This window comes from Paraburkholderia phenazinium, assembly GCF_900142845.1.
Classification (GTDB): domain Bacteria; phylum Pseudomonadota; class Gammaproteobacteria; order Burkholderiales; family Burkholderiaceae; genus Paraburkholderia; species Paraburkholderia phenazinium_A.
On the sequence record NZ_FSRU01000002.1, the window covers coordinates 2,135,005 to 2,147,963 of the forward strand.

At 63.3% G+C, this 12,959-nt stretch carries 15 protein-coding genes; 6 read left to right on the top strand and 9 right to left on the bottom strand.

Going from position 1 to position 12,959, the window contains the following annotated elements; all coding sequences use genetic code 11:
- Positions 1-31: 31 nt before the first annotated feature.
- On the bottom strand, positions 32-640 hold the full coding sequence (orn, locus tag BUS12_RS26495; RefSeq protein ID WP_074300370.1) for an oligoribonuclease: 609 nt from the start codon (positions 638-640) through the stop codon (positions 32-34).
- 140 nt (positions 641-780) lie between these two features.
- Here orn and BUS12_RS26500 point away from each other — a divergent pair, with 140 nt between their 5' ends.
- From BUS12_RS26500 to BUS12_RS26510, 3 genes are all read left to right on the top strand, one after another.
- Positions 781-2,040, top strand: a complete 1,260-nt coding sequence (locus tag BUS12_RS26500) for a M48 family metallopeptidase (RefSeq protein ID WP_074300371.1) — start codon at positions 781-783, stop codon at positions 2,038-2,040.
- Positions 2,037-2,972: a ribosome small subunit-dependent GTPase A gene (gene rsgA, locus BUS12_RS26505; protein WP_074300372.1), complete on the top strand. Its 936-nt coding sequence runs from the start codon at positions 2,037-2,039 to the stop codon at positions 2,970-2,972. The genes BUS12_RS26500 and rsgA overlap by 4 nt, the downstream gene beginning before the upstream one ends.
- 115 nt (positions 2,973-3,087) lie before the next feature.
- Positions 3,088-3,408, top strand: coding sequence for a putative signal transducing protein (locus tag BUS12_RS26510; protein WP_074301719.1), 321 nt, complete (start codon positions 3,088-3,090; stop codon positions 3,406-3,408).
- A gap of 38 nt (positions 3,409-3,446) precedes the next feature.
- Here the strand turns inward: BUS12_RS26510 and BUS12_RS26515 are convergent, their stop codons facing one another.
- From BUS12_RS26515 to rpsP, 6 genes are all read right to left on the bottom strand, one after another.
- Positions 3,447-4,385, bottom strand: coding sequence for a CobD/CbiB family protein (locus BUS12_RS26515; protein WP_074300373.1), 939 nt, complete (start codon positions 4,383-4,385; stop codon positions 3,447-3,449).
- Positions 4,386-4,512: 127 nt separating this feature from the next.
- Complete coding sequence (locus tag BUS12_RS26520; RefSeq protein WP_074300374.1) at positions 4,513-5,193, bottom strand: CoA pyrophosphatase; 681 nt, start codon at positions 5,191-5,193, stop codon at positions 4,513-4,515.
- A gap of 101 nt (positions 5,194-5,294) precedes the next feature.
- Positions 5,295-5,681, bottom strand: coding sequence for a 50S ribosomal protein L19 (gene rplS / locus BUS12_RS26525; protein ID WP_020069334.1), 387 nt, complete (start codon positions 5,679-5,681; stop codon positions 5,295-5,297).
- A gap of 143 nt (positions 5,682-5,824) precedes the next feature.
- Positions 5,825-6,592: a tRNA (guanosine(37)-N1)-methyltransferase TrmD gene (trmD, locus tag BUS12_RS26530; RefSeq protein ID WP_074300375.1), complete on the bottom strand. Its 768-nt coding sequence runs from the start codon at positions 6,590-6,592 to the stop codon at positions 5,825-5,827.
- Positions 6,593-6,617: 25 nt separating this feature from the next.
- Positions 6,618-7,352 (bottom strand): ribosome maturation factor RimM, encoded by a 735-nt coding sequence (gene rimM / locus BUS12_RS26535; protein ID WP_074300376.1) that lies wholly within the window; start codon positions 7,350-7,352, stop codon positions 6,618-6,620.
- Between the two features lie 132 nt (positions 7,353-7,484).
- On the bottom strand, positions 7,485-7,739 hold the full coding sequence (rpsP, locus tag BUS12_RS26540; protein WP_006050280.1) for a 30S ribosomal protein S16: 255 nt from the start codon (positions 7,737-7,739) through the stop codon (positions 7,485-7,487).
- A gap of 172 nt (positions 7,740-7,911) precedes the next feature.
- On the opposite strand from rpsP, the gene BUS12_RS26545 reads away from it, so the two are divergent.
- Both BUS12_RS26545 and BUS12_RS26550 read left to right on the top strand, forming a co-directional pair.
- Entirely contained in the window at positions 7,912-9,111 is a 1,200-nt protein-coding gene (locus BUS12_RS26545) for a PQQ-dependent sugar dehydrogenase (protein ID WP_437123881.1), read from the top strand.
- Positions 9,112-9,238: 127 nt separating this feature from the next.
- Positions 9,239-9,706, top strand: coding sequence for a TM2 domain-containing protein (locus tag BUS12_RS26550; protein ID WP_074300377.1), 468 nt, complete (start codon positions 9,239-9,241; stop codon positions 9,704-9,706).
- Positions 9,707-9,738: 32 nt separating this feature from the next.
- Here BUS12_RS26550 and BUS12_RS26555 read toward each other — a convergent pair whose 3' ends face one another.
- A complete protein-coding gene (locus tag BUS12_RS26555) occupies positions 9,739-10,866 on the bottom strand; it encodes a PA0069 family radical SAM protein (RefSeq protein ID WP_074301721.1) in 1,128 nt (375 codons plus the stop codon).
- A gap of 123 nt (positions 10,867-10,989) precedes the next feature.
- A complete protein-coding gene (locus tag BUS12_RS26560; protein ID WP_074300378.1) occupies positions 10,990-11,478 on the bottom strand; it encodes an Lrp/AsnC ligand binding domain-containing protein in 489 nt (162 codons plus the stop codon).
- A gap of 169 nt (positions 11,479-11,647) precedes the next feature.
- Here BUS12_RS26560 and BUS12_RS26565 point away from each other — a divergent pair, with 169 nt between their 5' ends.
- Complete coding sequence (locus BUS12_RS26565; protein ID WP_074300379.1) at positions 11,648-12,934, top strand: D-amino acid dehydrogenase; 1,287 nt, start codon at positions 11,648-11,650, stop codon at positions 12,932-12,934.
- The last annotated feature ends 25 nt before the right edge of the window (positions 12,935-12,959 follow it).

Genomic DNA, 12,959 nt, shown 5'->3' on the forward strand with positions numbered 1-12,959 from the left:
TAACGATAGATTCGGGCGCGCCCGGGCAGGTTCAGGCCTCGGCAACCGGCGCGCTGGCCGCCGGGATCAGAAAATGCTCACGGTAGTACTTGAGCTCGTCGATCGACTCGTGGATGTCGGCCAGCGCCGTATGCATGGCGCGCTTCTGGAAGCCCTTGTAGATGGCCGGCTGCCAGCGGCGGCACAGCTCCTTCAGCGTGCTGACGTCGAGATTGCGGTAATGGAAGAAGCGCTCCAGATCCGGCATCCAGCGCGCCATGAAGCGGCGGTCCTGGCAGATCGAATTGCCGCACATCGGCGATTTGCCTGGCGGGACGAACTGGCCGAGAAATTCGCGGATCTGCTCGGTGGCGTCCGCTTCGCTGACCGTCGAGGCGCGCACCCGGTCAATCAATCCCGAACGGCCGTGGGTGTTCTGGTTCCACTGATCCATTTTGGCGAGCGTTTCGTCGCTCTGATGGATGGCGAGCACCGGCCCTTCGACCAGCCTGTCGAGCGTCGAATTCGTCACGACGACGGCGATCTCGATGATGCGGTCGGTATCGGGCTCGAGCCCGGTCATTTCCATGTCCAGCCAGATCAGATTCATGTCGCTGCGCACGAGCGACGGCTGGTCAGCGGATTCGAGAATGTCAGTCATGAAGGGCAACCTTGGTGGAGAGCGCCACGCGCCCTGAGCGACGCGCGTTTTTGGCTGTTGAAACAGTTCGTTTTAGCGTGGCCCCGCCAGCCGGCGGGAACAAACATATAATTCTCGCATAGATACCACGGATTCCCCGGATGCCTACCCTGTACTTCACCGTTCTGTTCGCCATCGCCGTCGTGGCGATGGTCGGCACCAAGCTCTGGCTCGCGTCGCGGCAAATCCGCTTCGTCGCGGCGCATCGCGAGAAGGTGCCGGGCCAGTTCGCAGCCACGATCGCGCTCACGGCACACCAGCGCGCCGCCGATTACACGGTCGAACGCACGCGGCTGACGATGATCGAGATTGTCGTGAGCGCGGCCGTGCTGATCGGACTCACGCTGCTGGGCGGCGTGCAGGCGCTCGATCTCGCCATCTCCGACTGGCTTGGGCGCGGTTATGTCGGCCAGATTGCACTGATCGCGGCGGTCATCGCCATCACCAGCGTGATCGATCTGCCGTTCGACTACTACCGCCAGTTCGGCATCGAAGAGCGCTTCGGCTTTAACCGCATGGGCAAGGGCATCTTCTTCGCCGACCGCATCAAGGGCGTGCTGCTCGGCGCGGCTTTCGGGCTGCCGCTGCTGTTCGTCGTGCTGTGGCTGATGAACCAGGCCGGCAGCCTGTGGTGGCTGTGGACATGGGTGGTCTGGGTAGTGTTCCAGTTGCTGGTGCTGGTGCTGTATCCGTCGTTTATCGCCCCGCTCTTCAACAAGTTCGAACCGCTCAAGGACGAGGCGCTGAAAAGCCGCATCGAAGCGCTGATGAAACGCTGCGGCTTCGCGGCCAAGGGTCTGTTCGTGATGGACGGCAGCCGCCGCTCCGCCCATGGCAATGCCTACTTCACGGGCTTCGGCGCGGCCAAGCGCATCGTGTTCTTCGACACGCTGCTCGCGCGCCTGTCCGGCAGCGAAATCGAAGCGGTGCTCGCGCATGAGCTCGGTCACTTCAAGCGCCGTCATGTGATCAAGCGGATGATCGTGATTTTCGCCGTCAGCCTCGTGATGCTCGCGCTGCTCGGCTGGCTCATGCAGTGCGTGTGGTTCTACGAGGGGCTCGGCGTGCGGCCCTCGCTGCTGGGTGGCAACAGCGGACTCGCGCTGGTGCTGTTCTTCCTCGCACTGCCGGTGTTCCTGTTCTTCGTGACGCCGCTTAGCAGCCTCAGTTCGCGCAAGCACGAATTCGAAGCCGACGCGTTCGCCGCCACTCAAACCGATGCGCAGGATCTCGTCAACGCGCTCGTGAAACTGTACGAGGACAACGCGTCCACCCTCACGCCTGACCCGCTCTATACCGCGTTCTATTATTCGCATCCGCCGGCGTCGCAGCGGATCGACCGCCTGCTGCGGCACGCATGAGCGCCCGCTCCCCGAAGGCGCCGCGCGCACCGTCCACGACGCGCGTGGGCGGCCTGGTGATCGCGGCCCATGGCCGGCACTACCTGGTCGCACCGGAAGACGGCGGCGCGATGCTGCAGTGTTTTCCGCGCGGCAAGCGCAGCGAAGTGGCGGTCGGCGATCGCGTGATTTACGAACCCACTTCGGCTGATCAGGGCGTGATCGTCGAGATCGGCGAGCGGCGCAATCTGCTCTACCGCTCCGACCAGTACAAATCGAAGCTCTTCGCGGCGAACCTCGATCAGTTGCTGATCGTGCTCGCCACCGAGCCGCATTTCAGCGAGGACCTGCTCGGCCGCGCGCTGGTCGCCGCCGAAGCAAACGGGCTGAAGCCGCTGATCGTATTGAACAAGACCGACGTCACCGCCGAGTTACCCGGCGCACGGACGCGGCTCGCGCGCTATCAGGCGCTCGGCTATACGGTGGTGGAACTGTCGATCAAGACCCAGCCGGAGGCGGCGCGCGCGGCTCTCGACGAGCATCTGCGCGGTCATGCCACGCTGCTGCTCGGGCAGTCGGGGATGGGCAAGTCGACGCTGGTCAACCTGGTGGTGCCCAATGCCGAGGTGGCGACCCGCGAGATTTCCACCGCATTGAACAGCGGCCGCCATACGACCACCTTCACGCGGCTTTACCCGCTGCCGGATGGCGGTGCGCTGATCGACTCGCCGGGGTTCCAGGAGTTTGGGCTTCATCACCTGACCGAGGGCAAGCTCGAGCGCGCGTTTCCTGAATTCAGGCCGCTGTTGCCGAATTGCCGCTTCTACAACTGTCATCATCTGCAGGAGCCGGGCTGTGCGATTCTCGAGGCGGTCGCCGACGGACGGATCGCACCGGCACGGCACGCGCTGTATGCGCAGCTCGTGCATGAGGCGAGTCAGATCGTACGTTGAGTGCGGCGCGGCGCCTGAGCGGCCTACCGGCCTGGGCACCTTGATCGGCACACTGGCACATCAGATTGGCAACCCCTAACCCGCCTCACTCACCCGCCACGGATCTCCCCTCATGATGAAACTGATGCGCGCGCCGAATCTGCTGATCGGACAGCATTGGATCAATGTGCTGGCGACAGCGGGGATTGCCTGTGAGTTGCACAACCGCTACCTGAACGGCGCGTTGGGGGAGATTCCAGCGGATCAGTGCGCGCCGGAATTGTGGCTCGTCGACGAACGCGACGAGGTCATCGCGCGCAAGCTCATCGACGTGGCGGCACATGGCCCGAGCGCGGGTTCGCCGTCATGGCGCTGCGCTCAATGCGGCGAGACGCTGGAGGCGCAGTTCACGGTCTGCTGGCAATGCGGGACGGCGCGTAATCCGCTCGACGGCTGAGGCACCTGAAGCACCTGAAGCACCGCGCTTATTTGCGCTTAGGCGAGCCACACGGCGATCGTCAGCATCAGCAGCAAGATCATCCACAGGATCACCGCGCGCCAGACCAGGCCCACCGCCGATTGCAACGTGCGCGGCGTGCAGTCGTCGCCGACCTGCATCGGGCCGCCGTCGCCCGTCGCCAGCGCGTCGAGACTCGACGGCTCCGCGAGCGGCCCGCTCAGGCGGGCGCCCAGGGCGCCGCTACCCGCTGCCAGCAGCACGCCGTCATTGGTGTCGGGCCATTGGCGCGCATGATTGCGCCATGCATAAATCGCGTCCTCGAAATTGCCGACAATCGCAAAACCCAACGACGTCAACCGCGCCGGCAACCAGTCGATCACGAAGAAGGCCCGTTGCGCGAAGCTGGAAAAGGCCACGGTGCGGTCATCCGCCGGGCGCGACCAGGTGCGCGCCAGATACTCGGCGATCCGGTACAGCACCGCGCCCGCCGGCCCCACCGGCACGAGGAACCAGAAGAACACGCCGAACACATGGCGATGCGACGCGACCACCGCGTGAATCAGCGTATGACGCACGATCTCGCTGACCGGCATGTCGACCGTATCGAGGCCCGTCCATTCATTGAGGATTTCCCGCGCGCGCGGCACGTCGTCGTTGTTGAGCGCGAGGTGAATGTCCGTGAAGTAGTGGCTGAACTGGCGGAAGCCGAGCGTGAAATAGACGATCACGACGTTCCACAGGAACGCCAGCACGAAGTTGATGTGATACAGCACGTAGTAGACGAGCGCGACGGCCAGCGTCCATGGCACCACCACCACGAGCCACGCGAGCAGGCCGTGCTTGGGCTTGCCGGCGTCGAATCCGTGCGCCGCCGACTCCGCATGATATTGAAGCAGCGCGGACACCGGATTGTTCGGCGACAGCGCGCGCACCTGTTCAATGATCAGAGCCAGCAATACGGAGAAAAAAGTCATGCGGTGCGCCGTGCCATTCGGGTTTTTACGATTGTTTTATAACGATAGCACAGGGTCGGATGCGACTGAGCGCAGCGATGGTTGCAAAGCCGCGACACTCGCACCGGTTCCGGCCGCCCGGCGCCCGTCATGCGGCGAGGAAGCGATAGAAGTTGCGTAACATACCCGCCGTTGCCCCCCAGATGAAGTAGTGACCGGCCGCGTCGCCGCGCGGGTAAGGCATCGAAAAAAAGCGCCGCTCACCGCCTTCCCAGCGGAACACCCGGACCTCGTGATGGGCCGGGTCCATCAGAAAGCGCAACGGCACTTCGAAGACCTCGGCGACTTCGAGCGAATCGGCCTCGACGGTAAACGGCGGATGCACGAGCCCCACCACCGGCGTGACGCGAAAACCAGTGCCCGTCAGATAGTCAGGCAAGGAACCGAGAATCTCGACGCGCTGAGGATCCAGCCCGACCTCTTCCTGCGCCTCGCGCAGCGCGGTAGCCGTTGCGTCCGCATCGAACGGTTCGTGGCGTCCACCCGGAAAGCTGACCTGGCCCGCATGATCGTTCAGGTGATCGGCACGTTGGGTGAGCAGCACCGTGAGCCCCTCGTCGCGCACCACCAGCGGTACGAGTACGGCCGCGACCCGTGGATCGCCGAACTCTTTCCAACGTGCATCGCCTGGCTCCGCCGTCCATGACAGGCGCTGCTCGAAGCGCGCACGCAGTCCGTCTGGCGTCAGACGCGCGGGAGCAACCAGTGGCAGATCGTCGCCCGTCGATTCGACAGGCAGGGTTTCGGGTTCGAAGACAGGGCGGGTCAACGGGATCTCAAAGCGAGCGGGTATAGGGCATGTTGCTATTCTGACCCAACAAAGAAAAAAGCACCCGCAAAGGGTGCTTTTTCTTACAGCTCTTACAGCTTTTATGCCTGGGAAGCAGCACGGTCTTTCGAGACCAGCTTTTCCTTGATCCGGGCCGACTTGCCCGAACGGTCGCGCAGGTAGTACAGCTTCGCACGACGCACATCGCCACGACGCTTCACGACGATGCTTGCCAGCAGCGGCGAGTACGTCTGGAACGTACGCTCGACGCCTTCGCCCGACGAAATCTTGCGGACGATGAACGACGAATTCAGACCACGGTTACGCTTGGCGATCACGACGCCTTCGTAAGCCTGAACACGCTTACGCGTACCTTCAACTACGTTCACGCTGACGATCACCGTATCGCCGGGGGCGAATTCGGGGATGGTCTTCTCGCCGAGGGCGCGCGCGATTTCTTCCTGCTCGAGTTTTGCAATCAGATTCATCACTGACTCCTAATGCCATCTTGTCGGCGTTCGTACCTGCCTCACAGAACACTGCTTGGCTACGGCCCCGATAGAGGATGGGTTCACATCAGGCACCGTACACGCATGTGCGGTGCCGCCAATTCGCAAGTGACACCGGGGCTTTACGCCTTCGATGCTTCCTTTGCGAGACTTGCGAGCCATGCCTCGTCGGCACGGCTCAACATCTTGTTCTTTCTGGCCTTCTCGATCAGATCGGGCCGCTTGTTGACGGTGTTGCGCAGCGCTTCGCGCCGGCGCCACAACTCGATCTCCGCATGATGGCCGCCGAGCAGCACATCGGGCACACGCACACCCTCGTATTCCTCGGGACGCGTGTAATGCGGACAATCCAGCAGCACGTCAACAAAACTATCCTGCACCGCCGACTGCGAGTCGTTCAGCACGCCGGGCAACTGACGCACCACGGCGTCCATCAGGGCCATGGCCGGCAATTCGCCGCCCGACAGCACGAAGTCGCCAAGGCTCACTTCTTCGTCGACGCAGCGGTCGAGCAGACGCTGGTCGATCGCTTCATAGCGGCCGCACAGCATGATCAAGCCAGGTTCCGCGGCAAATCCCATCACCCGTTCGTGATTGAGCGTCGCACCTTGCGGGGACATCATCACGACGCGCGAACCGGTAATGCCCTGCTCCGCCTGCGCGGCTTTCGCCGCGCCGATCGCATCTTCCAGCGGCCTGCCCAGCATCACCATGCCTGGGCCGCCGCCATAGGGGCGATCGTCGATTGTGCGGTAGTTGTCTGTCGTGAAATCGCGCGGATTCCACGTACGCAAACCGTAGCGCTCCTGCTTCGCCGCGCGACTGGTGATACCCCAGTCGGTCAGCGCACGAAACATCTCAGGAAAGAGCGTGACGACATCGAACTGCATCGCTCCCTCCAGTCACCGAGCTCGTTTAATAGTCGGCTTCCCAATCGACGACAATCTGCTTCGCCTTCTGGTCCACCGTTTTGACATAGACACCGACGAACGGGATCAAACGCTCGCCAGTTGCCGGCTTACCGTCTTTGCCGGTAGTCGGATACTCGATGCGCAACACCGAATGCGCACCATTGTCGATCATGTCGGCCACCTTGCCGAGGGCGACCCCGGTCAGGTTCACGACATCCAGGCCGAGCAGGTCGACCCAGTAAAATTCGTCAGCGTCCAGTGCCGGGAAATCGCTGCGGCAGATGTACACACGCGTGCCACGCAGCGCGAGCGCCGCATCGCGGTCAGCCGTGCCGCCCAGATGGGCCACAATGCTGTCGCTGTGAATCTTTGCCTGCAACGCCGGCGCTGAAGTGCGCTCGTGGCCTTTCATCAGCCACCAGCGCTTTGCGCTCAGCAACGCGTCGCCACCTCGCCCGGCGTCCGCATGCGCGGCTACCTTGACCCAGCCCTTGAGGCCGTAGGCGTCGACGACTGCGCCCACTTCGACAGCGTCGTCCGGCCAGCTTTCGGCCGTTTCGGCTCGCAGAGCTGCAGCGCTCGAATCGACCACGGCATCTGACTTGGCCTTGCCCTGGGCGCGCTCGACCGGCTTGCGGACGAATGCGCCGAATGGGGCTTGTTTCGGTGCCTGCGTTGATGCCTCAGCACGCGGACCTGCCTTGGCGCGACCTGAACTTCCCGAATCACGCTCAGACATGAGAACACCTCAAGGCGACGCTCGCTGCTACCTTCGACGTCTGCTGTTTCAGTAAAACACGCAGCAAAACTCGCGCATCGGACACCTCGCGCAAGCTGCGCGAGCCGCCGGCGATGCACACGCTAGCGACCATTAAGCAGCCGGCTGCGCCTTTTGCGCTTCCTTCACGAGACGCTCGACCGTCGGCGACAGTTGTGCGCCAACGCCTTGCCAATACGTCAGGCGGTCTTGAGCGATACGCAGCGACTCACCCTTCGTAGCGACCGGGTTGTAGAAGCCAACGCGTTCGATGAAGCGGCCGTCACGACGGTTACGCGAATCGGTTGCGACGATGTTGTAGAACGGGCGCTTCTTGGAGCCGCCACGAGCCAAGCGGATGATGACCATACTAGAATCCTTGAAAACCGGGGTTCGGAACCACTGAAACACGCGATTATAGCGGGAAACTGAAGCCATAACAAACACTTACCGGGATAAACTGAGATTCGCGGTTGCGCTGGCCATACAGTCCAGCCGGCCGGGGGCCGTCAAATCGCCTGAATAACCGGATGGAAAGCCCGTGAAACCTGCCCTCACTGCCGCGCTAACCGTGACGCGCGTCGCCTCGCTCCGGTTTGTCGTGCTCGCCCGTGCGACGCGCGTCGGGCGTTGCGCTCGCCTCGGTGCTGGCTACCTGGCGGCCACGCTGCTGCTGATCCTGAGCGCCCGCTCGGCGCTGGCCGCCCTGCCGGTCGAACGGCTCAGGCTGCCGCCGGGTTTCCACATCCAGGTGCTCTCCGACGACGTACCCAGTGCGCGCGAGATGGCGCTTTCGCCGAATGGCGTGCTCTACGCCGGCAGCCTCGACGGTCATGTGTATGCGCTGGAATTGCGCGACTCGCATGTCGTGGCGCGTCACGTGATCGCGTCGGGATTGGAGCTGCCGGCCGGCGTGGCATGGCGCGACGGTGCGCTCTACGTCTCGGCCGTCTCGAAGATCCTGCGTTTCGACGCGATCGACACCCATTTAAATGACCCGCCCACACCGGCTGTCATCACCGACAAGCTCCCCACCGACCGCCATCACGGCTGGAAATTCATCGCTTTCGGCCCGGACGGCAAGCTCTACGTCCCGCAAGGCGCGCCGTGCAATATCTGCCTGCCCGACCGCGACCGCTACGCGATGATCGGGCGCATGGATCCGGACGGCAGCCATGAAGAAACCGTGGAGCGCGGCATACGCAATACGGTCGGCTTCGCCTGGCACCCGGTCACGCACGAACTCTGGTTCACCGACAACGGCCGCGACATGATGGGCGACGACGTCCCCGACGACAAGCTGAACCGCGCCCCGCGCGCCGCCATGGACTTCGGTTATCCATACTGTCACGGCGGCGACACGTCCGACCCCGAGTACGGCAAGGATCACCCCTGCAGCGCCTTCACGCCGCCGGTGCTAAAGCTCGGCGCCCACGTCGCTTCGCTGGGCATGCGTTTCTATACCGGCTCGATGTTCCCCGCCGCGTATCGCAACAACATCTTTATCGCCGAGCACGGCTCCTGGAACCGCAGCAAGAAAGTCGGCTACCGGGTCATGCGCGTCGTCACGAACCCAGACGGCAGCGGTATCCATCAGGAGGTGTTCGTCGAAGGGTGGCTGATACCCGATGAAAGCGTCTGGGGCCGCCCGGACGACGTTCTGCCGATGCCCGACGGCTCCTTGCTGATCAGCGACGACTACGCAGGCGCGATCTATCGCGTGACGTACACGGCGCCCTGACGCGACGAATGCTATCCATCAGGGTGCGACATGACCGCCGCCATGCCACCGGGCGTAGAATGCGCGTCGGTCCGCGCACCGTTGCGCGCCGGTCCTTGCGACTGCCTGTCACTGAACTCTTGCCCACATGTCCACGCGCGTTTCGAATTCCTCACGCTTCAGGTCCAAGACGCTGACCGCGGCGCTCGCCTTCTTTTTCGGCAGCCTCGGCGCGCACCGCTTCTATCTATATGGAAAGCGCGACGTGTACGGCTGGCTCCACCTGATCTGCACGCTCGCCGGCATTCCAGGCGTTCTGCTGCTGATCGCCAGTGAACGGACCTCGGCGCCTGGTTGGGTGCTGGCGGTTCCGGGCGCCATCTCCCTGTTTGCCGCCTTCCTCGCGGCGATCGTCTACGGCCTGCGCCCCGACGAAAAATGGGACGCGCAATTCAATCCGCAGTCCCAGCAACATAGCCGCTCCGGCTGGGCTGTGATTTTCGTGGTGATCTTTTCGCTGTTCATTGGCGCAATGCTGCTCATGACGGCCCTCGCCGTAACTTTCCAGACTTACTTCGAATCGCAAGTCCAGCCGGACAAGACGCTGTCCCAATAGCAGAGACGGCGCCCAGGTGTTGCGCGCCCCGCCTAGAACAGATTCATCTGCGGATCGTCGCGCACCGGGCCCGCCGTCGGCGCCGCGCGCATGAACTGCGACATATCGAGAATGCCGCGCCGGCGCTCGTTCAAACCGAGCCGGCGGACAGCCTGATGAAACCGCTGCTTCAGCAGGTCGGCCCACAAACCCTCGCCTTTCATACGCGTCGCAAAGTTGGCGTCGTAGTCCTTGCCACCCCGCATATCGCGCACGCGGCTCATCACCCGCTCCGCGCGATCCGGAAAATGCGCCGCGAGCCAATCTTTGAAGAGCGGCGCCACTTCCCACGGCAGACGCAGCACGATATAGCTGGCATTGCTCGCGCCGGCTTCGGCACACGCCTCCAAAACCCGCTCCATGTCCGGCTCGGTGACGAACGGAATCACCGGCGCGATGCTCACGCCCACCGGGATGCCGGCTTCACTCAACGTGCGGATCGTGCGCAGCCGGCGCGCCGGGGTTGCCGCGCGCGGTTCGAGCGTGCGGGCGATCTCGGCATCCAGTGTTGTAATGGTGATGGCCGCCATGAATTGCCCGCGCGCCGCCATAGGCGCCAGCAGATCCAGATCGCGCTCGATCAGCGACGATTTCGTAATCGCCGCGAACGGATGTCCCCGCGCGCTCAGCACTTCGATCACCCGCCGCGTCAGGCGCAACTCGCGCTCGACCGGCTGCCAGGCGTCGGTATTGACGCCTAACGCAATCGGCTCCGGTACGTAAGACTTCTTCGATAGCTCGCGCTCCAGCAATTCCGGCGCATTGACCTTGGCATAAATGCGGCTCTCGAAATCGAGCCCCGGCGACAAGCCCAAATAACTATGCGTAGGCCGGGCGAAGCAGTAGATGCAGCCATGCTCGCAGCCCCGATACGGGTTGAGCGACACGCTGAAGGGAATGTCCGGCGACGCGTTGCGGGTCAGAATGGTTTTCGCCCGCTCGTCGAAGACCTGCGTGCGCAGCGCGGGCGGCCCACCCTCTTCCTCCTCGTGCAGCACCCAGCCGTCGTCGACCGCTTCGCGCTGGTCGACTTCGTAGCGGCCCTGCAGGTTCGTGACGGCGCCGCGACCCTTGCGCGGTGCGGGCGGGGCGATCGGATATTCGGGGACGGAATCGGTCACGGTGAGGTCCAGCGCAAACGGACAGCGGATACGAAAAAGGCTCAAACAATACTGTATAAATATACAGTGTTTGAGCCGTTTGTCGAGTCCTCTTTGAGCCCGTCTGACCTGGCCCGCAGCGGCCTACTCGCCGACCGCGATCGTCAAGGTTTCCTTGATTTCTTCCATCACCACATAGCTCTTCGACTGCACCGCGCCCGGCAGTTGCAGCAGGATGTCGCCGAGCAGTTTCCGGTAATCGGCCATCTCGCCGATACGCGCCTTGATCAGATAGTCGAAGTCGCCCGAGACCAGATGGCATTCCAGCACCTCGGGAATCTTCTGCACTTCGCGGCGAAACTGGTCGAACATATTGCCGCTCTTGTGGTCGAGCGTAATCTCGACGAACACCAGCAGCGCCGCACCCAGTTCGGCCGGATTGACGCGGGCGTGATAGCCGGTAATGACGCCGTCACGCTCCATGCGCTTGACCCGCTCGATACAGGGCGTCACCGACAGCCCGACCTGCTCCGCGAGGTCTTTCATCGCCATCCGGCCGTCCTGTTGCAGGAGCCTGAGGATCTTGTGATCGAGCTTGTCGAGTGCACGAATCGGTTGACGCTGAGTTCGCATGGTTTTTCTACTGAAAATCTGAAAAATACAATAACAAAACCTAGTGGACACTCAATAGTATAGCGGTTAACACTGGGCTGAAAGCGTATCACCTCGTTAATCGAATGATTCACCAACGAGTTGAGCCATCTACGGACGCGCGAGCCCCAAAGAACCTTCTGGAGCAGCTATGCGAGTCGTCGTTTTGGGCAGTGGCGTCGTCGGGGTCACGAGCGCCTATTATCTTGCGCGCGCGGGTCATGAAGTGACCGTGATCGACCGCGAAGCCGGTCCCGCGCTCGAAACGAGCTTTGCCAACGCGGGCCAGATTTCGCCGGGCTATGCGTCGCCGTGGGCAGCGCCGGGCGTGCCGCTGAAGGCCGTCAAGTGGATGTTCCAGAAGCACGCGCCGCTCGCCATCCGGCTCGACGGCACGCAATTCCAGCTGCAGTGGATGTGGCAGATGCTGCAGAACTGCACGTCCGCGCGCTATGCGGTGAACAAAGGCCGCATGGTGCGCCTCGCCGAATACAGCCGCGACTGCCTGCAGGCGCTGCGCGCCGACACCGGCATCCAGTACGAGGGCCGTACGGGTGGCACGCTGCAGGTGTTCCGCACACAGCAGCAATTCGACGGCGCCGCGAAAGACATCGCCGTGCTGCAAGACGCCAATGTGCCTTATGAACTGCTGTCGTCGGCCGAACTGGCACGCGCCGAGCCGGCGCTCGCCGCCACCGCGCACAAGCTGACCGGCGGCCTGCGCCTGCCGGGCGACGAAACCGGCGATTGCCAGCTCTTCACCACGCGCCTCGCGGCACTGGCCGAAGAACTGGGCGTGACGTTCCGCTACAACACGCCGATCGACGCGCTCGCCATGGCCGGCGGCCGGATTGCCGGCGTGCAGTGCGGCAACGACCTGGTCCGCGCCGACGCGTTCGTCGTGGCGCTCGGCTCGTATTCGACCAAGTTCCTCGCGGACATCGTCAAGATTCCGGTCTATCCGCTGAAGGGCTATTCGATCACGGCACCCATCGTCAACGCGGCGGCGGCTCCTGTGTCCACCGTGCTCGACGAAACCTACAAGATTGCGATCACGCGTTTCGACGACCGGATTCGCGTCGGCGGGATGGCGGAGATCGTCGGCTTCGACAAATCGCTGCGCCAGGCGCGCCGCGAAACGCTCGAAATGTGCGTGAACGACCTGTTCCCCGGCGGCGGCGACACAGCCAAGGCCAGCTTCTGGACCGGCCTGCGTCCGATGACACCGGACGGCACGCCGATCGTCGGCCGCACGCCCGTGTCGAACCTGTTCCTCAATACCGGCCACGGCACGCTCGGCTGGACGATGTCGTGCGGTTCGGGCCAACTGCTCGCCGACCTGATGTCGGGCAAGCAGCCTGCGATCCAGTCGGACGATCTGTCGGTGCATCGCTATCTGGGCGAGACCGGCGGTACGACGCGTCCGGCGTACGCCTGAGGGATTGCTTCAGGTAGCCTTGGCC